Annotated in this window: 15 protein-coding genes; 7 read left to right on the top strand and 8 right to left on the bottom strand. The window is 52.5% G+C overall.

Annotation, left to right across the window (positions count from 1 at the left end; genetic code table 11):
• The 4 genes from G7Y39_RS07130 to polA form a co-directional block, all read right to left on the bottom strand.
• Nucleotides 1–236: hypothetical protein (locus tag G7Y39_RS07130; RefSeq protein ID WP_165156440.1), on the bottom strand; the 236-nt coding region annotated here is incomplete at its 3' end.
• Between the two features lie 60 nt (nucleotides 237–296).
• Entirely contained in the window at nucleotides 297–905 is a 609-nt protein-coding gene (locus G7Y39_RS07125) for a hypothetical protein (RefSeq protein ID WP_165156438.1), read from the bottom strand.
• 370 nt (nucleotides 906–1,275) lie between these two features.
• Nucleotides 1,276–1,884 (bottom strand): hypothetical protein, encoded by a 609-nt coding sequence (locus tag G7Y39_RS07120; protein WP_165156436.1) that lies wholly within the window; start codon nucleotides 1,882–1,884, stop codon nucleotides 1,276–1,278.
• 31 nt (nucleotides 1,885–1,915) lie between these two features.
• Nucleotides 1,916–4,684, bottom strand: coding sequence for a DNA polymerase I (gene polA / locus G7Y39_RS07115; RefSeq protein ID WP_165156434.1), 2,769 nt, complete (start codon nucleotides 4,682–4,684; stop codon nucleotides 1,916–1,918).
• A gap of 101 nt (nucleotides 4,685–4,785) precedes the next feature.
• Here polA and G7Y39_RS07110 point away from each other — a divergent pair, with 101 nt between their 5' ends.
• The 3 genes from G7Y39_RS07110 to G7Y39_RS07100 all read left to right on the top strand — a co-directional run bounded on the left by G7Y39_RS07110 (nucleotide 4,786) and on the right by G7Y39_RS07100 (nucleotide 9,666).
• Nucleotides 4,786–5,760, top strand: coding sequence for a polyprenyl synthetase family protein (locus G7Y39_RS07110; RefSeq protein ID WP_165156432.1), 975 nt, complete (start codon nucleotides 4,786–4,788; stop codon nucleotides 5,758–5,760).
• 190 nt (nucleotides 5,761–5,950) lie between these two features.
• Nucleotides 5,951–8,791 carry a leucine--tRNA ligase gene (gene leuS, locus G7Y39_RS07105; RefSeq protein WP_165156430.1) on the top strand — a complete coding sequence of 947 codons (2,841 nt, stop codon included), beginning with the start codon at nucleotides 5,951–5,953 and terminating at the stop codon, nucleotides 8,789–8,791.
• A complete protein-coding gene (locus G7Y39_RS07100; RefSeq protein ID WP_165156428.1) occupies nucleotides 8,788–9,666 on the top strand; it encodes a YitT family protein in 879 nt (292 codons plus the stop codon). The genes leuS and G7Y39_RS07100 overlap by 4 nt, the downstream gene beginning before the upstream one ends.
• Here the strand turns inward: G7Y39_RS07100 and G7Y39_RS07095 are convergent.
• Entirely contained in the window at nucleotides 9,663–11,030 is a 1,368-nt protein-coding gene (locus tag G7Y39_RS07095) for a phosphoethanolamine transferase (protein ID WP_165156426.1), read from the bottom strand. The two genes, G7Y39_RS07100 and G7Y39_RS07095, sit on opposite strands and share 4 nt — an antisense overlap.
• A 199-nt stretch (nucleotides 11,031–11,229) precedes the next feature.
• Between G7Y39_RS07095 and G7Y39_RS07090 the strand changes: the two genes are divergently transcribed.
• Both G7Y39_RS07090 and G7Y39_RS07085 read left to right on the top strand, forming a co-directional pair.
• Nucleotides 11,230–11,811, top strand: coding sequence for a non-canonical purine NTP diphosphatase (locus tag G7Y39_RS07090; protein ID WP_165156424.1), 582 nt, complete (start codon nucleotides 11,230–11,232; stop codon nucleotides 11,809–11,811).
• Between the two features lie 5 nt (nucleotides 11,812–11,816).
• Nucleotides 11,817–14,141, top strand: a complete 2,325-nt coding sequence (locus G7Y39_RS07085; protein ID WP_165156422.1) for a two-component regulator propeller domain-containing protein — start codon at nucleotides 11,817–11,819, stop codon at nucleotides 14,139–14,141.
• A gap of 13 nt (nucleotides 14,142–14,154) precedes the next feature.
• Here G7Y39_RS07085 and G7Y39_RS07080 read toward each other — a convergent pair whose 3' ends face one another.
• Nucleotides 14,155–16,575, bottom strand: coding sequence for a TonB-dependent receptor (locus tag G7Y39_RS07080; protein WP_165156420.1), 2,421 nt, complete (start codon nucleotides 16,573–16,575; stop codon nucleotides 14,155–14,157).
• Nucleotides 16,576–16,942: 367 nt separating this feature from the next.
• On the opposite strand from G7Y39_RS07080, the gene G7Y39_RS07075 reads away from it, so the two are divergent.
• The gene (locus G7Y39_RS07075) at nucleotides 16,943–17,395 is read left to right on the top strand and encodes an HU family DNA-binding protein (RefSeq protein ID WP_165156418.1); all 453 of its coding nucleotides are present in this window, start codon (nucleotides 16,943–16,945) and stop codon (nucleotides 17,393–17,395) included.
• 133 nt (nucleotides 17,396–17,528) lie between these two features.
• Here G7Y39_RS07075 and nadA read toward each other — a convergent pair whose 3' ends face one another.
• Nucleotides 17,529–18,515 carry a quinolinate synthase NadA gene (gene nadA, locus G7Y39_RS07070; protein ID WP_165156416.1) on the bottom strand — a complete coding sequence of 329 codons (987 nt, stop codon included), beginning with the start codon at nucleotides 18,513–18,515 and terminating at the stop codon, nucleotides 17,529–17,531.
• A 567-nt stretch (nucleotides 18,516–19,082) separates the two neighbouring features.
• Here nadA and G7Y39_RS07065 point away from each other — a divergent pair.
• A complete protein-coding gene (locus G7Y39_RS07065) occupies nucleotides 19,083–19,613 on the top strand; it encodes an RNA methyltransferase (protein WP_165156414.1) in 531 nt (176 codons plus the stop codon).
• Here G7Y39_RS07065 and G7Y39_RS07060 read toward each other — a convergent pair.
• Complete coding sequence (locus G7Y39_RS07060) at nucleotides 19,605–20,210, bottom strand: DUF4294 domain-containing protein (protein ID WP_165156412.1); 606 nt, start codon at nucleotides 20,208–20,210, stop codon at nucleotides 19,605–19,607. The two genes, G7Y39_RS07065 and G7Y39_RS07060, sit on opposite strands and share 9 nt — an antisense overlap.
• Nucleotides 20,211–20,249: the final 39 nt, after the last annotated feature.

The raw sequence follows: 20,249 nt of genomic DNA, 5'->3' as shown, positions 1-20,249 counted from the left end.
TGTCGCTCCAAGCTACCCTCTAACCGGACGGAATACATATTGTTCATGCCCTTCTCCCATTTCGCGAGCGGATTGCCCCCTTTGAGGGTCAGGTAATCGGTCGTGAAGTAGTCGCCAAAATAGCGATTGATCATAAAATGCTCCGTCTCGATCCATATGGATGGATTCTTTCCTTGGCTCCGAGCCTCGCCGGAGAGGAAGAGCGATAGAAGGATAAAGAAAATTGTCGTTTTCATATTTGTATTTGTTAGTGCCGGATCAACTCCGGCGTGACACAAGGAGGTTATGAAAGCCACTCAGCGGGGGAGGGGTCCATCGGCGGACTGCTTCCTCCGTTCCCGGTTCAGCCGGTTGATATAATATACAAGTACGACGGGAAGTTCGCCGTATCCGAACTTCTCCTTATCCCAGAATGTGACCTTGTATCTTGTGAAGTCAAACGCTTTCGCGCCCTCCGCCCACTGATAGAGCAGGGGTTCGAGCTGTGGATAGCGGTCGAACAATCTACCGGGCACACTTAAGGAACACCCGATGTATTTTTGATGGATATCAAATTGGTATTTAAGTATTACCATTTCCATATCTTCGAGGACATCGGGCGGCAAGGTGTCCAGGAATGCTCCGAGGTAGGGCTTGATTAGCTCATCGCATAATGTGTTTATGAAATTTTGTCGCTCCAAGCTACCCTCTAACCGGACAGAATACATATTGTTCATGCCCTCCTCCCATTTTGCGAGCGGATTGCCCCCTTTGAGGGTCAGGTAGTCATCCGTGTGCTTACCCACGAAATAGCGGTCAATGATGAAATGCTCCGTCTCGATGCGCGAGGTCGAGTCTACTCCTTGGCTCCAAACCTCACCGGAGAGGAAGAGCGATAGAAGGATAAAGAAAATTGTCGTTTTCATAAGCTTTACTGTTTTAAGTGTTATTACTGTTTCAAAGGAGGCCGCGGCCTTCGTAGTATCACGCGATAAGGTACAGGAATAACCCGAGCCGAATTTGTCGGGTATTTTTCGATTGTTTCATGATGAGCGGTAGATTTAACGTTGGTAAATAGATAAACAATAATTCCAAAAGTATGGCTATGAACAGAAACCGACCCGGAGAAAGAGCCTCGCTCCAAGTGGATTACCGATACATTCTCCCGGTTCAAATGTATCAGTTTTTTTGATATAAACAAGCGCTATGCCTGAAAAAAATCCGGGATGACGATGATTTTACGGGATTTTACGGGAGAAAAGAGGATCGGCCGCCAAATACATCCCGGAAAGCCACTCAGCGGGAGAGGGGTCCACCAACGGACTGCTTCCTCCGTTCCCGGTTCAGCCAGTTGACATAATATCCGGCTAGTATGATAAGCTCGCCGTATCCGAACTTCTCCTTATCCCAGAATGTGACCTTGTATCTTGTAAAGTCAAACGCTTTCGCGCCTTCCGCCCACTGATAGAGCAGGGGTTCGAGCTGCGGGTAACGGTCGAACAATCCGCCGGGCATCTGTAAGGAACATCCGATGAGCTTTTGATGGATATCAAATTGGTATTTAAGTATTACCATTTTCATCTCTTTGAGGGAGTCGGGCGGCAAGGTGTCCAGGAACGCTCCGAGGTAGGGCTTGATTAGCTCCTCTCGTAATGTGTCTATGAAATCTTGTTGCTTCAAGTTATTCTCGAACCGGACGGAATACATATTGTTCATGCCCTTCTCCCATTTCGCGAGCGGATTGCCCCCCTTGAGGGTCAGGTAATCGGTCGTATGCTTACCCACGAAATAGCGGTCAATGATGAAATGCTCCGTCTCGATGCGCGAGGTCGAGTCTACTCCTTGGCTCCGAGCCTCGCCGGAGAGGAAGAGCGATAGAAGGATAAAGAAAATTGTCGTTTTCATAAGCTTTATTATTTATGGGTGATCGATGCGTTTAATGCGCCTCCAGCCAGTTCGCCCCCTCGCCGCAATCGGCGATCAGGGGGACCCGTAGCGTCACGACGTTCTCCATCTCCTCCAGCACGATCCTCCTCACCGCCTCGGCCTCCTCCCTGCAGACGTTGAAGTTTAACTCATCGTGCACCTGGAGGATCATCTTGCTCTTCAACCGCTCCCTCTCGAAGCGCTCGTGGATGCGCACCATCGCCAGCTTGATGATGTCGGCGGCGCTCCCCTGGATCGGGGCGTTGATCGCGTTGCGCTCGGCATAGCCGCGCACGACGGCGTTGCGCGAGTGGATATCCGGAAGGAAACGCTTACGCTTGAAAAGCGTCTCCACGTATCCCTTCTCCTTGGCGATCCGGATGCTCTCCTCCATGTATGCCTTGACGCGGGGGTAGGTGTTGAAGTAGCCCTCTATCAGCTCCTTGGCCTCGGAGCGAGGGATGCCCAGGCGCTCGGCGAGCCCGAAGACGGAGATGCCGTAGATGATGCCGAAGTTGGCGGTTTTCGCCTTCCGGCGCATATCGGCGGTCACCTCCCCCTCCGGGATCCCGTAGATCTTGGCGGCCGTGGCGGCGTGGATGTCCGCTCCGCTCCGGAAAGCCTCGATCATACGCGGGTCGCCGCTCAGGTGGGCCATGATACGCAGCTCGATCTGGGAGTAGTCCGCCGAGAAGAAGAGGCAATCCGCGTTGTCCGGGATAAAGGCCTTGCGGATCTCGCGGCCCAGGTCGTCGCGCACCGGGATGTTCTGCAGGTTCGGATTGGTGGAGCTGAGGCGCCCGGTCGATGTCACCGCTTGGTTGAAAGAGGTGTGTATCTTTCCGGTCCGCGGATGGATCAGCTCGGGGAGGGCGTCGATATAGGTGCTTAACAATTTCTTAAGCCCGCGGTACTCGAGGAGCTTGCCGATGATGGGATGCTTGCCGCGCAGCTTCTCCAAGACCTCCTCGCCGGTGCTGTAGCCGCCTGTCTTGGTCTTCTTCGCCTTCTCGTCCAGCTTCAAGCGGTCGAACAGGACCTCGCCGACCTGTTTCGCGGAGTTGATGTTGAACGTCGTGCCCGCCAGCTCGTAGATCGCCTGCTCCAGTTTGTTCATGGAGGCGGTAAGCTCGCCCGACGATTGCTTGAGCGCCACCGTATCCAGCGTGACGCCGGCCGCCTCCATTTCCGCCAACACATAGATCAGCGGCATCTCGATCGCGGTGAAGAGGGATTCCAGCCCCTCCCGCTCCAGCGCGGGCGCGAAGCGATTCTTCAGCTTGAGCGTGACATCCGCGTCCTCGGCGGCATATTCGGCGACCCGCTCCACCGCGACGTCTCGCATCGACAACTGCTTCTTCCCTTTCGGGCCGATCAGCTCCTCGATCGGAACGGGCCGATACCCGAGATAGGTCTCCGCCAGGTAATCCATCCCGTGCCGCAATTCCGGATTCAGCAGGTAATGGGCGATCATCGTGTCGAACAGCGGGCCGGCTACCCTCGCGTCGTATTTGCGAAGCACCAAGATATCGAATTTGATGTTTTGCCCGATCTTTAAGGAGCCGGGGTCTCGCAGCGCCGGCGCGAAGCGCTCCACCACCCTCGCCGCCTCGACCGGGTCGGCGGGCACCGGGACGTACCAAGCCTCGTTTTCCCTCACGGCAAACGACATGCCGACCAACCCGGCTTCCAAGGGATCGATGCCGTCGGTCTCCGTGTCGAAAGCGAAAAATTCCTGACCCGATAAAAAGCGGGCTAAATCGGCCTGTTTTTCTTCCGTATCCGCTAAATGATAGGTGTGAGGGGTGCGCTTTAAGTCCGTGAGAACCGGATTTTTGGAAGCCTCCGTAGGCTCGGGCGTAAAAGCCGCGAACAGATCGCCTTGAACGGGGCTTTTCGGGGCGGCGCCCGGGGCCGGCTCGGGGCGTAGCCGGTCGATGAATGTCTTGAATTCCAATTCCGCGTATATCTCGGTCAGGCGCTCCTCGTCCGGCTTTTCGCGGAGGCAACGGGCGGCATCGAACACGATGGGGACGTCGGTCCGGATCGTCGCCAGGAACTTGGAGAAACGGATTTGCCCGGCGTTCTCCTCCACCTTCCTCTTTTGCGCGCCCTTCAGCTTATCGGTGTTCGCCAGCAGGTTCTCGACGCTTCCGAATTCGGTCAATAGCTTTCGCGCGGTCTTCTCGCCGACACCCGGGCAGCCGGGGATGTTGTCGGAAGCGTCGCCCATCAGTCCCAGCAAGTCGATCACCTGCTCCGTGCGCGTAAGGCCGTATTTGTCCAATACCTCGGGTACGCCCAGGATCTCGTAGTCTCCCCCGAACCTCGGGCGGTACATGAATATATGCCCGGATACCAGCTGCCCGTAATCCTTGTCCGGCGTCATCATGAAAACATCGAAGCCCTCCCTCTCCGCCTGTTTGGACACGGTGCCGATCACATCGTCCGCCTCGTAGCGGGGCACCTCCAGAATCGGGATACGGTAAGCCGCCAAGATCTCTTTGAGGATCGGGACGGACTGGCGGATCGCTTCCGGCGTCTCCTCCCGTTGTGCCTTGTATTGCTCGAAGGCCTCGTGGCGGAAGGTCGGTCCCTTCGGGTCGAAGGCCACCGCTATATGCGTCGGGTCCTCGCGTCTCAACACATCCTCCAGGCTGTTGATAAAACCGAAAATGGCGGAGGTGTTCATGCCCTTGGAGTTGATACGCGGATTCTTGATGAAGGCGTAATAGGAGCGATAAATCAACGCGTACGCGTCTATAAGGAATAACTTCATTGCTTTTAACACGTTTTAGTGGGACAAAATCTGGGTAAATGTACGAAAAAACTCGCTTACTCGATAGTTTTTGTTACTTTTGCGCATCTTTGCATGGAATTATGGATGAAAGAAGGAAAATAGAAGGACCGGTTTCCGCTGAGTTCGAACGTTTCAATACGGATTTCGAGGCATCTCTGCGCAGCGACACCATCCGGCTGCAATCGGCTATCGACGTTATACTGAATTCTACCGGGAAGCATGTGCGTCCGCTATTGGTGCTCCTCACCGCCAAGGCCTGTGGACAGGTTACGGACAACACGATCAATTCCGCCGTTTTGCTGGAGCTTTTGCATACCGCCACGTTGATTCACGATGACGTGATCGACGAGACGAAGCAGCGTCGCGGCGTTCCCTCGTTAAACGCGATCTTCGATAACCGTATTTCCGTGTTGGTAGGCGATTACGTGCTTTCCACCGCCTTGATCCGTTCCATACAAACCGGCGATTTGCGGATTGTCGGGATTGTCTCCAGTTTAGGCAGAGACTTGTCCGAGGGAGAGATCAAGCAATTGGAGATCGCCGAGGAGCATATCTTGGACGAGGATCGCTACCTGCAAGTCATCCGGAAGAAGACGGCTACCCTGCTTTCCGCTTGCACGGAGATCGGAGCCATCTCATCGGGCGCCTCCGCGGAGGTGATCGCTCTTTGCCGCGAGTTTGGCGAGTATCTGGGGTATTGCTTCCAGATCAAGGATGATATCTTCGATTATTTCAGGGACGCGGATATCGGTAAGCCGACGGGAAATGACATCCGCGAGGGTAAGGTCACGCTCCCGCTGTTATATGCCTTGCGGAAGGGTAGGGAAGGGGAGACGGCCCGCTACCTGGATATGATCTCGCGGAAGGATTTCGGGGCGGAGAATGTCGATTCCTTGATCGAGTTCGCCAAGGCGAGCGGCGGAATCGAGTATGCCGAGGCCCGCATGCGGGAATATCGCGATAAAGCGGTCGATGTCCTTTTGAGATTACCCGGATCCGAGGCACGGACCTCCTTGATCCGGCTGGCCGATTACATCATGACTCGCTCAAAATAAACCCGTTTTGGGAATAACCGCGCTTTTTCAAAGTCACTCACCGAGTTACAAGCGAAACGAACCGAAAATCGATCTCGCCCCCGATGGGCTACGCGAAACGAACTGTTCCTGTAAATAACTCCTGTAGAATAAATAAATTCACTAACTTTGCTGCCTTGAATAGAAAACGATACAAAAACGATAAACGATCATGGAGTACAATTTCAGGGAGATTGAGAAGAAGTGGCACGACTACTGGATTGCCGAAAAGGTTTATAAAGTCGAAAAGGACGCGAGTAAGCCTAAATACTATGTATTGGACATGTTCCCCTATCCTTCCGGCGCGGGATTACACGTTGGCCACCCGCTCGGTTATATAGCTTCTGATATTTATTCGCGTTTCAAACGTTTGCAAGGTTTTAACGTATTGCACCCGATGGGCTACGACGCTTACGGACTGCCCGCCGAGCAATACGCCATCCAGACCGGCCAACATCCGGAGATCACGACAAAAAACAATATAGCCCGTTATCGGGAGCAATTGGAAAAGATCGGTTTCTGCTACGACTGGAGCCGCGAGATCCGCACCTGCGATCCCGGATATTACAAATGGACGCAATGGGCCTTTATCCGGATGTTCAACAGCTACTACTGCAACGACAAGAAGCAAGCCCGCCCGATCAGCGAGTTGATACAGACCTTCGAGACCGGCGGTACGGAAGGGCTGGACGTAGCTTGCGGCGAGGAACTTAGTTTCACCGCCGAGGAATGGAAAGCCAAGAGCGATCGGGAAAAGCAAGAGATATTACTCAACTACCGGATCGCTTACCGCGGCGAGACCATGGTAAACTGGTGCGCCGCTTTGGGTACCGTACTGGCGAACGATGAGGTCGTGAACGGTGTCTCCGAGCGTGGAGGCTATCCGGTAGAACAAAAAATCATGCGCCAATGGTGCTTGCGTGTATCCGCCTACGCGCAACGCTTGCTGGACGGATTGGATACGATCGACTGGACGGATTCCTTGAAAGAGACTCAAAAGAACTGGATCGGCCGCAGCGAAGGTGCCGAGATTCGCTTCAAGGTAAAAGACAGCGACAGGGAATTCACGATCTTTACGACCCGTGCCGATACGATGTTTGGTGTTACCTTCATGGTATTAGCCCCGGAAAGCGAACTGGTTCAACAATTGACCACGGCAGGCCAAAAAGCGGAAGTGGACGCTTATCTGGATCGTACCAAGAAACGCACCGAGCGAGAGCGCATCGCCGACCGTCAGGTGACCGGTGTGTTCAGCGGTTCCTACGCCATCAACCCGTTTACGGGCGAGGCGGTTCCCATCTGGATCAGCGACTATGTATTGGCCGGCTACGGTACGGGAGCGATCATGGCGGTTCCGGCGCACGATAGCCGCGACTACGCTTTCGCGAAGCATTTCGGACTGGAAATCCGTCCGCTGGTGGAAGGTTGCGACGTAAGCGAGGAGAGCTTCGATGCCAAGGAAGGTATCGTATGCAACTCTCCGAGAGCCGGCGTTACCCCTCATAGCGATCTCTCCTTAAACGGACTGACGATCAAGGAAGCGATAGCCGCTACCAAACAATACGTGAAAGAGCACAATCTGGGACGTGTGAAAATAAACTACCGCTTACGCGACGCTATCTTCAGTCGCCAGCGTTATTGGGGCGAACCGTTCCCGGTATATTACAACGCCGATGGCCTGCCGCAGATGTTGCCGGAAGAATGCCTGCCTCTGTTACTGCCGGAAGTAGATAAATTCTTGCCTACCGAGACGGGCGAGCCTCCATTGGGACACGCCGTTGAATGGGCTTGGGATACGGTGAACAAAAAAGTCACCGAGGTATCAAAGATCGATAACCAAACGATCTTCCCGCTGGAGCTTTGCACGATGCCGGGCTTCGCCGGTTCTTCCGCCTATTATCTGCGCTATATGGACCCGTGTAATGATAAAGCCTTGGTCGCTAAAGACGCCGATGAATATTGGAGAGACGTGGATTTATATATCGGCGGTACGGAACACGCTACCGGCCACTTGATATACAGCCGCTTCTGGAATAAGTTCTTGTTCGACTTGGGCATCGTTTGCGAGGAAGAGCCGTTCAAGAAATTGATCAACCAAGGTATGATCCAAGGACGCTCGAACTTCGTGTATCGTATCAACGGAACCCATACATTCGTTTCCTTGAACTTAAAAGATCGATACGAGGTCACTCCTATCCACGTAGACGTAAATATCGTATCCAACGACCTGTTGGATATAGAGGCTTTCAAGAACTGGCGTCCGGAATACAACGACGCGGAATTCGTATTGGAAGATGGTAAATACATCTGCGGATGGGCGGTCGAGAAGATGTCCAAATCCATGTTCAACGTCGTGAACCCGGATATGATCGTCGAGAGATACGGCGCCGATACCCTACGCTTGTACGAGATGTTCCTAGGCCCGTTGGAGCAATCCAAGCCTTGGGATACGAACGGCATCGATGGCGTACACCGTTTCTTGAAGAGGCTCTGGAGCCTGTTCTTCGGCAATACGGACACCTTGCAAGTAGCCGATGCCGAGCCTACGGCCGACGAATTGAAATCCTTGCATAAGCTGATCAAGAAAGTAACGTTCGACATCGAGCATTTCTCCTACAACACCTCCATTAGCGCCTTCATGATTTGCGTGAACGAGTTGACAAGCTTAAAATGCGGCAAGCGTGCCATCTTGGAGCCGCTGATCATCGTATTGGCTCCGTTCGCTCCTCATATAGCGGAAGAGCTATGGCATCAATTGGGACATGATACGACCATCTGCGATGCCCAATGGCCGGAATACAACGAAGACTATCTCAAGGAGAAATCCGTTGTTTACGCGGTCTCATTCAATGGCAAAACTCGCTACAACCTGGAGCTGCCGGCGGATATTTCTAAGGAGGAGGCCGAGAAAGCGGCTTTGAATCATGAGAACTCAGCGAAGTGGATGGAAGGCAAGACCGTCAAGAAGGTGATTGTCGTTCCCGGTAAAATCGTTAATATCGTAGTGGGATGAACTTAAAACTCACAAAAATCTATTTTTCCATACAGGATTATCTGATCATTCTGTTCGGAACTTTATTGTACGGATTCGGGTTCAACGCCTTTATCCTTTCCAACGAGATCGTGACAGGTGGGGTAAGTGGTATCTGCGCGCTGATCTTCTTTGCCTCCAACGGATTGATCCCGGTATCCGTATCTTATTTTGTCATCAACGTAGCCCTGTTGATAGTAGCCTTAAAGATCCTGGGATTCAAATTCCTGATAAAAACTATTTTCGGAGTTTTTTCATTATCCACTTCCCTCTCCTTCTTCGAATGGCTGTTGGGAGGGCAACCTATACTGCACGACCAGCCGTTTATGAGTATCATCATCGGAGCGTTCATGTGTGGTGCCGGATTGGGCTTGGTATTCTCGGCGAACGGCAGTACCGGAGGTACAGATATTATCGGCGCGGTAATCAATAAATACAAGAATATATCGATCGGACGTATCCTTCTGTTTTGTGATTTCCTCATTATCAGTTCCTCTTTCCTCTTGTTCCATAACGTGGATAAGATCGTTTTCGGTTTCGTGGAGATGTTCATAAGCAATTACGTCCTCGACATGGTATTGAACGGCAATCGCCAATCCGTACAATTCCTCATCTTCTCCCAGAAGTATGACGAGATCGCGGATCGTATCATCCATGAGTTGGGCCGCGGCTGCACGATACTGGACGGGCATGGCGGTTATTCCCACAAACCTGTCAAGGTAGTCGTGTTACTCGCCAAGAAATCCGAATCCGTCTCTATCTTCCGGCTCGTGAAACGGATAGACCACCAAGCCTTTATCTCCCAAAGCATCGTCCGCGGGGTGTATGGCGAGGGGTTCGATCAGATAAAGACTTAACGAAATATACTTAAGGACTCATCCAAATATTCAGAACCGATACCGGCCGCATCCAAGATACTGTGGAATAGGTAATCGGTTCTGAATCTTTTTTGAGAATTGTCTTTCGCCCGTTCATAAAACTTGAAATGGTTTTCTTTATAAACAGGCGACATCCAAACCATACAAGCAGCCCTATGCGTATAGGGAGTTTCCGCCGCATGCAACCACACGCCCTCCTCTCCCAACGCCTCTCCATGATCGGATTGATAGATCAATATCGCGTTTTTATCCTTCAAACGATCTATGAGACCGTGTAAGAAATAATCCGTATACAAAACCGTATTATCATACGAATTTATCATTTCCTCCTTTGTACATGAAGATATAACCTTACTCTTCACCAGTGGTTGAAAACAGGCAAACTCATCCGTAAAATGAGAGTTATACCACCAATGAGAGCCAATCGTATGCAATAGGATCAATTTTTTATTCCTGTTCACCTTGAGAGCATTATCAAAAAGAGGAAATAAATCCCCATCTACCCATTTATCAAATACATAAGAAGATTTCTCTATGTTTATATGGAAAAGGGAATCGCACTCATTCATAAAATAGACATAGGTATCGGCCGCCTCTTGATTGGCGAGCCATACCGTATAGAAATCGCAGGCCTTGAACATACTCACAAAGGATTTCTCGGTATAGGCTCTCGAGAAATCCGCGCTGTCCGCACGAGTCAAGAGATGAGGGAGACTCCGGTTTGTATATGTCTGCTCCGTATAAATGTAGGGGAAAGATATTATATCCTCTTCGGATAAAAGGGGAGTCGTATTCCGCTCATACCCATTCAATCCCAAATGATCCGGGCGTAAGGATTCGCCTAAGACAAATACGACCGTTACATCCTCGTCACCACAATGAATGCCTTCCGTCAGGTCAATCCGTTTCTCGCTAATTACCTGTTTTTCCTCCCGATATTTCATAAAAGTATAATAAAGGGTGAAGGGAATACGTTCCGATATAGGGCGTTTGAAGGAGTTTATTCGGGTAATAGCGAATAGAAACACGATTCCGATACAAGCCGGGTAAAAGGATCGCCGGATCGTGATGTGCCTATATCTATAATAGACCAAAGCGAGCGACAGGGATAAAGTACCTGCCACAAAAAACAGAAGTCCGGGTGATACCATATCACCGGATGTACGGAAATCATTTTCTAGCGCGGCGTCCAAGATCATAGGTGTCAATGTAGCATTCATTGTCAGACGGAACCATGCTAACAGGGCGCTGATAAAGGCCAGCGCGGGAAAGGTGATCGCGAATATGTATTTATCAGCAGCTAATAGCAAACTGACAAAATACAGGGCTATCGTTACAACCATCCATTGAGCCCCTATAATCAGATAGTCCTTAACGGCAATAACCGGTATGGTCAAAAAATCAGCGGAAGTAAAACAAATACTAAAAAATAACGTTACTACTAAGGAAAAAATATAGAGACGTATCTGCGCATTCTTCATATTTATAAGAAACTGATATGTATTTTTGCACAAAAATAGAAACAAAACATGGATAAGTAATATGAAAACATTGGTATTTGCCACCAACAATAAACATAAACTGGAGGAGGTACGACAAATCACCGCTGATTGGGTGAATATCGTAAGTTTGGAGGAAATCGATTGCCAAGAGGAGGTTCCCGAGACTGCCGATACGCTGGAAGGAAACGCCTTGCTCAAAGCTCGATACATAAAAGAACACTACGGCTTCGATTGTTTTGCCGACGATACCGGGCTTGAGGTAGAAGCATTAAACAACGCTCCGGGTATCTATTCCGCACGTTACGCCGGGCCGGGGCATGACGCGCGGGCCAATATGCGGAAACTACTTCGCGAGATGGAAGGGAAAGAGAATCGAAAGGCCCGTTTCCGTACCGTAATAGCCTTGATCCTGGATGATAAGGAATATTTGTTCGATGGAATCATTCATGGCGTCATCACCGCCGAGAAAAAAGGTGAATCCGGCTTTGGATACGATCCTATCTTTATGCCGGATGGTTATACGCAAACATTTGCCGAGCTTGGCGACGCTCTAAAAAACAGGATCAGCCACCGTGCTCTTGCCGTGCATAAGTTGGCCGAATTTTTATCCTCCTTATCTTGATTCATATGAAACGTATTTTATCCCTATGCTTACTGTTGTGCGCTTTGACACAAATGATCCAGGCACAAGGTGTCGGAACATGGACTCCGTACCTGTCATACTACAGCACGACAAACGTGGCGGAGGCTAACAACAGCGTCTTCGCCGTAGCGAACGGTTCCTTATACAGCTACGACAAGGAAGACCAGCGTTTAAGATTGTATTCTCGCCAAAACGGATTGAGCGACAACGGCATCGCCCATATAGATTACAATCATGAGACCAAGAGCTTGTTAATCATTTATGGCAACGGCAATATCGATTTATTGAGCGATGCCGGCATTTATAATCTCCCTTATATCCAAACCGGCATAAACATCCAAGATCCAACGGTTCATTCGATCTATTTTTACAAGGAGTACGCCTATTTATCCATGAATTTCGGTATCGTCGTAGTCAATACGCGTAAAAATGAGATTACAGATACTTACAGACTCCATAAGATGGTAAGATCCGTATGCATCAAAGGTGATTCTATCTATGCCGCCACCGCGGAGGGATTGCTATCCGCCTCCACGAATGATAATTTACTAGACGCGAATCTTTGGAAAAAGATCTCACTCGACACGGATAAATTCAATGAGGACGACATCGAGAAGATCGGGTTGTTTCAAAATGCACTTTGCTTTTTCGTAAAGAAAAAAGGAGTTTATTACCAAGACGCGAACAACGCGATCCAAAACATGTGCATAGACAGTAACATAAACAACCTGACGATCCAAAGAGACAAGCTTCTCGCGTATACAAACACCCATACCTACATATGCTCCTCGCTATCGCGAAAAATACGAGTAGCCACGGGCACGACAAACGACATATCCTGTCAAAACACCTCCGACACCTATTGGGTCGCCTCCGGATCGGATGGCCTGGTAGGTATGAAGCTGAAAGGAGATCAGATGGAGGTATTCGCCTCTCGGTTGATTTCCCCGGAAGAGAGTCCGAAACGCAATTATTGCGACTTCATGACTTTTCAACAAGGCAAGCTATTGGTAGCCGGTGGCGGACGATGGGCGAACAGAAAAGGACGCCCCGGCACGTTGATGGTCTACGAAAACGGGAAATGGACCAACTTCGATGAAACGGAAATAGCACAAAAGAGCAAAGTCCGTTTCTCCGACATCACATCGGTTGCCGTTGATCCCAACGACCCGACACACTACTTCGCGTCTACGTGGGGAGAAGGGGTTTATGAGTTCAAGGACAACGAGTACGTGAAGCTGCATAACCGGACGAACAGCACGTTGGCCTCCGCCACGAACGACGCGTCCCTGAACTACACGCGTGTGGAGGGACTGTGCTACGACAAGAAGGGAAATCTGTGGATGACCAATACGGCCATAGGCAGCTGCATCAACGTATTGAAAAATGACGGTACATGGAGCGCGTTGAAATCCAATTCGTACAATATGCTGAACAACCAGTCTTTGGTAGACAAGCTATTGATCACCTCCAAAGGCCACAAGTGGGTAAATATACCGCGGGAAGATGTAAGCATCATCGTTTTCGATGATAAAGGGACGATCGACGATACCTCGGATGATGTAGTCAATAAGATCACGAGCTTCAACCTGAACAGGCCGACGGGAGAAGCGATCTCTGTCAGCGGCTATTTCTGCATGGCCGAGGATAAGAACGGCACCGTATGGATAGGAACCAATAGAGGCCCTATCCTTTGCCCGGTGCCGGATAAAGCGGTAAGCGATCCGGAAAATGTCTATTGTACCCGGATCATCCGATCCATTCAAGGAGACAACCCCACTTATTTCCTGGATAACGCCAAAGTAACGGCCATCGCCGTGGATGGAGGCAACCGCAAATGGTTAGGTACGGAGGGAAACGGGGTCTTTTTGGTGAGCGAGGATGGAAGCGAGACCCTGGAGAATTTCACGACCGAGAACTCTCCCCTGTTTTCCAACAAGATAAACAGTATCGCTATCGACGATCAGACCGGGGAAGTCTTCTTCGGAACGGAAAACGGCATCCTCTCCTATAGGTCGGACGCCAGCGAGGGCAAGGAAGATTATTCCGAGGTCTACGCTTATCCGAATCCCGTACGCCCGGAGTACGCAGACCAGGTCACGATCACGGGATTGATGACAGACTCCAACGTCAAGATCACGGATTTGAACGGCAACATCCTCTTTCAAGCCCAATCTTCCGGCGGGCAACTTACCTGGAATTGCCGCGACGCGGGCGGCAGCCGTGTCGCCAGCGGGGTCTACCTGGTGCTCTCTTCCACGCCCGAGGCGAAAGAGAGCGTGGTAACCAAGATCATGGTCATCCGGTAAAACAGGTAGCGCGTCAATGCTTTATCCCCTCGAACATCTCCGAGCGATCCTCTTTCGCCGGGGCGGACTGGGCCTTGAAGCTATTGAATGTCCAGCTCAACGTCAGCGTGATCTGCGGATACTTGGGTTTGATACGTGTCAGGGAGCGTAGGTCCGCCGTCTGGATATCGCTGACATATTTGGCGGAACGGAAGATATCCCGGAAAGCCAGCGTGGCGGTCAGTTTCCGGTTGCACAGCTGCTGACGGAGGGCTACGTTGGCGTACCAATAGGCGTCCGTACGGCCCTGCGTCGTCACGGAGGGGCCTACGAAACTGCCATCCAGTTGGACACGGGTGTATTTCCCCAGATTAAACAGGTTGTTCCACAGGATATCGTAATTGGTGCTGGAGGTCGTATTCCCCCCGGCGGCCTGCTCGTTCCTCACCTTGTAGTGGTAAACGTTTCCGTTGACCGTGGTGTTCCACCAGCGCGCCGGACGCAGGCTGACGCTCAGCTCGATACCCGTCGAGTAATCCTGTCCTACGTTCGCCATCGAGTCCAAGGTCACACCGGCCGAGTAGGGAACGCGCAACCGCTCGATCTTATCCTTCCGGTACCGGTGGAAGAGGGTGGCGGATACCGTGTTTTCCCCGAAATTCTTCCGGTAGTTCAACTCAAAGGAGTGGATGTACTCCGGGCGTATATCCGGGTTGCCGATCTCGGCCGTATAAAAGTCGCGATAGGTGATATAGGGCTCCATGTAGAAGAGTTGCGGACGCGTGGTACGGCGGGAATAGGAAGCCAGCAAACGATGCTCGTCCGGGAAGGTGTAGCCCAGATGCACCGACGGGAAGAGCTCAAAGCGGTTCTTCGTGCGGTCCGCCCCCTCCACGGAACTTCGCAAGACCGTATGCGTATGCTCTCCCCGGAGGCCCGCCTGCGCCTCCAGGTTCCTCCAGGTATGGGAGAGGATCGCGTAGATCGAGTTCACCCCCTCCTGGAAGTAAAAGGTGTTGTAGATGTCGTCGCGCCAAAAGAAGGTCTGCCCCTCGGGGTCCCACCACTCCATGTTGTAATCGCCATCCTCCAGGTAGGAGTAGTATTGGTAGCCGGCCTCCAGCTTCGTCCCGGTCTTGAGGGGGAGGGCGTAATCCAGGTTGACGCGCATCGTCTCGCGGTGCTCGGCCTCGTAGGCGCGGTGCCCCTGCTGGCGTTGCCCCTCCAGGGAGATCAAGTCGTTGAAGAAATATTCCAAGGCATGTCCGCCGTAGATGTAATGGGCGCCGCCGGAAAGCTCGTGCCCGCTCTCATTGAACCGATGGCGGGCGGTGAAGGTCCCCATACCGATGTTTTGGTCGTTGTCATAGTCATCCAGGCTCCGGTAATGGCCCACCACGGGAGTCCCTTCCCCGGTCCGGCGGGTCTCCTCGTACGTCATCTCGCCCTTCCGCTTATTGCCGCCATAGCCTCCCTCGAAATCGAGCGCGAGGGTAGTCTTGGGCAATTCCAGGCTCCATCCCCCTTTCAGCGAATAGCGGTAATTATTGCCCGTGCGAGGCCCTACGGAATGCGAGGTGGTCGTCTGATCGCCCACGACCGTCCGCTTCTCCTGATCGAACTCGCTCTTGCGCAACCGGTTGGTCCACTGCCCCCCGACGTACCAGCGCGAGCGCCGGCCCTGCCCCGTCAGCAAGAAATCCGCGGCGCTGGCCATCCACGTGCTTCCCGAGAGATTCACCATCCCGCTCAATCCCCGCGCGGAATGCTTCTTCGTGATGATGTTGATGATCCCCGCGTCGCCCTCCGTGTCATGCTTGGCGGAGGGGGTCGTGATAATCTCTATGTTCGCTATATGCCCGGCCGGTACCTGCTCCAGGGCCTGCGTACCCGAGAAGAGACTCGGCTTGCCATCCACGTAGACCAAGAAGCCGCTGCTCCCGCGGAAAGTGACAGCCCCCTCCGCGTCTACCCGTATGGAGGGCGTATTCTCCAGGATGTCCACGGCGGAGCCGCCCTCTCCCATCATGTTGGAGGAGGCCTCGACCACCCTCTTGTCCAGCTTGTAGACCAGTTGGCGCTTCTCGGCCACCACCTCCACCTCGGCGATGCCTACCTCCAGGGGGCGCATCATCAGCCGACCCAGGTCTACCGGCGAGGAGGCCTCCAGGAGGATGTCGCCCGTGGTGAGCACGTCGTATCCCATCAAGCGGACCATGACCGCGTAACTGCCCGGAGCCAGCTTGGCGAACGAGAAGCGCCCCTGGTCGTCGGGAAAGGTCTGTCGCAAAGGCTTCTCGCTTCCCGTCGCGAAGAGAAAGATATCCGCGTAGTTAATCACTTGGTTCGTAGAGGCGTCTATCAACTGCCCCTGGATACGGGCCTCCGGCGAAGAGGCCCGCGCGAGCGCGCAAACCATCCCGAATAAGGCCAACATGAGTCCGATCTTTTTCATGATATTGAGAATTACTGTCCGATTTCTACGCGAAAGTAACCAAATTCGCCCGATCCCGTTCGCCCCGCGGCGATAATTATTGTCGGCCGGCGGCCCCGGGGAATCCCGTTTCCCGAGTCGCCGACTCGACCTGCTCTTGTCGGCGACTCGACCCGCTCTTGTCGCCGACTCGGGAAACAGCCTCCGGCGACCCTCCGATATACTAAACAGATCTTATTATTGTATAAAGTTTATTTAAAGCGGATGGGCGAGCCGACGATTTTCCTTACATTGGGCCTGCTCCCAAGGAAAGTAGGCGAGCCTGTCGGACCGGAAGGGTTTTCGTTTCGTACAGTTCACGGAGTATTAACACTTAACAATTCATCGCATGCCTTTTTGGAAGAAAATGTTTAACAAGAAAGCGGGCGTTTACTACCCACGCGCCATCGTGCAGGGTAAGCCCGTAGGGACGGATACGATCGCCAAGGACCTGGCGAGGATATCCACGGTGAGCAACTCGGATGTACAGGCCGTATTGGGCGATATATCGAGCGTGATGCACAACCGTATGTCGCAAGGGAAAAGTGTCTATATCAAGGGGTTGGGCTATTTCCGGTACGTGTTCGACTCGGTAGGGGTGAAGAACCTGGAGGATTTCGACTTCAACAAGCAGGTGAAGGCCGTCCGCGTGGAGTTCATCCCGGAGCGGACGAGGCTGAGCAACGGCTCCTACACCCGCTCGCTGGTAGACGGCGAGGCGCTGGAGTGGATCGAGCTGCCGGCCGACGCGGAGGAGGAGACGCCCGGAGGGGATGACTCTGACAGCCCGGAGGATGTCTGAGGTAGCGGGAGCCGGAAAGCGGCTGTCGAGAGAATCGAGCAGGGGGGGAGGGGACCGTCGGTGGATCCGCTCCCCCCTTGGTTTTCCTTACGCCCCCGGAAGGGGAGGGGAGGCGCGCCCGAAGGCGCGGGGATCAAAGCCCCAGCCGCTCCGAGATCTCGAGCATCCGCTGGATCGGCTGGACCGCCTTCCGGCGCACCTCCTCGTCCACGCGTATCTCCGGCAGCTCGAACTTCAGGCAATTGTATAGCTTCTCCAGCGTGTTCAAGCGCATGAAATTACATACGTTGCAGGCGCAGGTGCTGTCGTTCGGGGGGGCCGGGATGAATGTCTTGTCCGGACTCTGCTTGCGCATCTCGTGAATAACGCCGCTTTCCGTCGCTACGATGAACCGTCTCGCGCCCGACGTGACGGTATGCCGCAGCAGGGCCGCGGTCGATCCTACGAAGTCTGAGACCGCTATAACCGGTCGCTTGCATTCCGGATGGGTGATCACCTCCGCGTCCGGGTATCGCTTCTTCAAGGAGAGGATCTTCTCCAACGAGAATTGCTCGTGCACGTGGCAAGCGCCGTCCCAAAGCAGCATGCGCCGCCCCGTGACGCTGTTGATGTAGTCGCCCAGGTTGCGGTCGGGGCCGAAAATCATCGGCGTGCCTTCCGGGAAGCTCTCTACGATCTGGCGGGCGTTCGTGGAGGTGACCACCACGTCCGTCAACGCTTTCACGGCGGCGGTCGTATTCACGTAAGAGATTACCGTATGGCCGGGATGTCGCCCGACGAACTCGGCGAACGCCGGAGCCGGACAGCTGTCCGCCAAGGAGCAACCGGCGTTCAAGTCCGGCACCAGCACCTTCTTGTCCGGGCAGAGGATCTTCGCCGTCTCCCCCATGAAGTGCACCCCGCAAAGCACGATGATGTCCGCCTTCGCCCCGGCCGCCCACCGCGCCAGGGCCAGACTGTCTCCCACATAGTCCGCTATATCCTGTAGATCGCCGGTCTGATAGTAATGCGCCAGGATAACCGCGCGCTTCTCCTTACGTAACTTGTCGATCGCCTCCTTGAGGTCCAGCCCCTCCGGAACGGGCGCGTCCATGTACCCGATTGATTGGTTTGTCAACATAGCCTTCTCTATTTCTGATTTCTGATTTCTGTTTCTACTGCTCCCGATAGGGTTCTGCCCGCGAAGGTATAAACTTTCTTCATTTATGCTCAAGAGTTATCCACAATCATTCTATTATATGTTTTTATTCTTTTATTTTAAAGATAAATCGGATGAATATGATAGGCTGTTGAAAGGGTTGATACCTTTTCGCCGTTATCTTTGGTTATCGACTTATTAAGGTCCGCGGGCGGCTTATCAAAAGGATACGAACCGCCGGGGAGGTCTGTCTACAGGTTGCGGTTCTTACGGTTATAGACTTTATGAGCGGTTGGGTGTTTATTGTTGATAACCCGGATCGTGAAAAAATAGATCCTCCCGCGGGGCTGCCGATGGGTGTATAAAGGCGGTTGATAGCGCGTAACAAATAAGGGGTCGATTCATTTGCTGATTTGAGAAGGGGAGCTGTATGGGCAAGTATTTGAATAAAGCAAGAACTATTTTTCATTTTGTGTGCACGACTTATTCATGGTTTTTCAACGGCATATCCGCGGAGATTCGCTACTTTCGCGGTCAAAGAGATCTGTTATGCGAAAATTAAAAGTAACCGAGCTGGACCGCCTGACTCCCGAGGCTTTCAAGCAGAGTAAGAAGATGCCCTTGATCGTTGTCTTGGACCACGTTAGAAGCCTGAACAACGTGGGTTCCGTGTTTCGCACCTCCGACGCTTTCCGGGTAGAGGCTATTTATCTGTGTGGCATCACGGCTTGCCCTCCGAGCGCGGAGATCCATAAGACTGCCTTGGGAGCGGAAGAGACCGTGGATTGGGTCTATTTCAAGGATACCCCGGAGGCTGTTGATCAGTTGCGCCGGGATGGGTATACGGTATGTGCCGTGGAGCAAGCGGAAGGTAGTGTGATGTTGGATGACTTGCGGTTGGACAAGACAAGGAAATATGCCATCGTCATGGGGAACGAGGTGAAAGGCGTTCAACAAAATGTGGTGGATAACTGCGATATATGCATTGAGATACCTCAATACGGTACCAAGCATTCCTTGAACGTGTCGGTCGCGGCCGGTATCGTGATCTGGGATTTCTTCAAGCGACTGTCAGATTAAACCATTCTCGACCAATACGACGACCCGTTCGGTCATGGCATCCTTGCCTTTCGGGTCGTATTCCGTTTTCAGGCTGGCTCCGAACAGGCCGGCGAAGAGATTCCAAAAGCCCGCGCGGAAGCTTCCCAGATAGGCTTTCAATAGATTGTAACTGGATTGATTGCATTCCCTGTCGATCAGTTTGATAAGCAGCTTGCCTTGTGAGAAGGATAATTTTCTCAGTTCCGGTTTGTACTGGGCGAACAGCTCTTTCTCCATCCGTTTCAGGTGGGCCTGTCGGGCCTTGTCGTCCGGCAGGGTCTCCATGTATTCGTAGGTCTCTATCAACGTGTCATACACCATTTTGGCATAGGGCAAAGTACGCTTTACGTCTCGTACCAGTTTATTGTACCTCACCTGTTCACGCTTATTCTTAAACTTCACCTGGGGATAGACGAAAACCTCCCGAAGGTTGACGACAGCTATTGTATCGCCCTCATACAGCTGAGCTTTCTGATAACCTTCCGGAACAATCGTTGTCTTTACCGTCTGCGCCACCCCTTTAAAGCCGCAGAGAGCGAGTAGCGTCAAAGCACAATAGATTCCTTTTCGCATCATATACCGCGAAAATATAAATACTACGTGACTCTCAGTATC

This window comes from Parabacteroides sp. ZJ-118 (genome assembly GCF_011038785.1).
Classification (GTDB): domain Bacteria; phylum Bacteroidota; class Bacteroidia; order Bacteroidales; family Tannerellaceae; genus Parabacteroides.
This window is presented reverse-complemented; position numbering and strand designations above follow the sequence as displayed.

Coding starts and splice junctions, on each gene's coding strand:
- G7Y39_RS07125 (WP_165156438.1), bottom strand. CDS start 905: ATGAAAACGACAATTTTCTTTATCCTTCTATCGCTCTTCCTCTCCGGT.
- G7Y39_RS07120 (WP_165156436.1), bottom strand. CDS start 1,884: ATGAAAACGACAATTTTCTTTATCCTTCTATCGCTCTTCCTCTCCGGC.
- polA (WP_165156434.1), bottom strand. CDS start 4,684: ATGAAGTTATTCCTTATAGACGCGTACGCGTTGATTTATCGCTCCTAT.
- G7Y39_RS07110 (WP_165156432.1), top strand. CDS start 4,786: ATGGATGAAAGAAGGAAAATAGAAGGACCGGTTTCCGCTGAGTTCGAA.
- leuS (WP_165156430.1), top strand. CDS start 5,951: ATGGAGTACAATTTCAGGGAGATTGAGAAGAAGTGGCACGACTACTGG.
- G7Y39_RS07100 (WP_165156428.1), top strand. CDS start 8,788: ATGAACTTAAAACTCACAAAAATCTATTTTTCCATACAGGATTATCTG.
- G7Y39_RS07095 (WP_165156426.1), bottom strand. CDS start 11,030: ATGGTTGTAACGATAGCCCTGTATTTTGTCAGTTTGCTATTAGCTGCT.
- G7Y39_RS07090 (WP_165156424.1), top strand. CDS start 11,230: ATGAAAACATTGGTATTTGCCACCAACAATAAACATAAACTGGAGGAG.
- G7Y39_RS07085 (WP_165156422.1), top strand. CDS start 11,817: ATGAAACGTATTTTATCCCTATGCTTACTGTTGTGCGCTTTGACACAA.
- G7Y39_RS07080 (WP_165156420.1), bottom strand. CDS start 16,575: ATGAAAAAGATCGGACTCATGTTGGCCTTATTCGGGATGGTTTGCGCG.
- G7Y39_RS07075 (WP_165156418.1), top strand. CDS start 16,943: ATGCCTTTTTGGAAGAAAATGTTTAACAAGAAAGCGGGCGTTTACTAC.
- nadA (WP_165156416.1), bottom strand. CDS start 18,515: ATGTTGACAAACCAATCAATCGGGTACATGGACGCGCCCGTTCCGGAG.
- G7Y39_RS07065 (WP_165156414.1), top strand. CDS start 19,083: ATGCGAAAATTAAAAGTAACCGAGCTGGACCGCCTGACTCCCGAGGCT.
- G7Y39_RS07060 (WP_165156412.1), bottom strand. CDS start 20,210: ATGATGCGAAAAGGAATCTATTGTGCTTTGACGCTACTCGCTCTCTGC.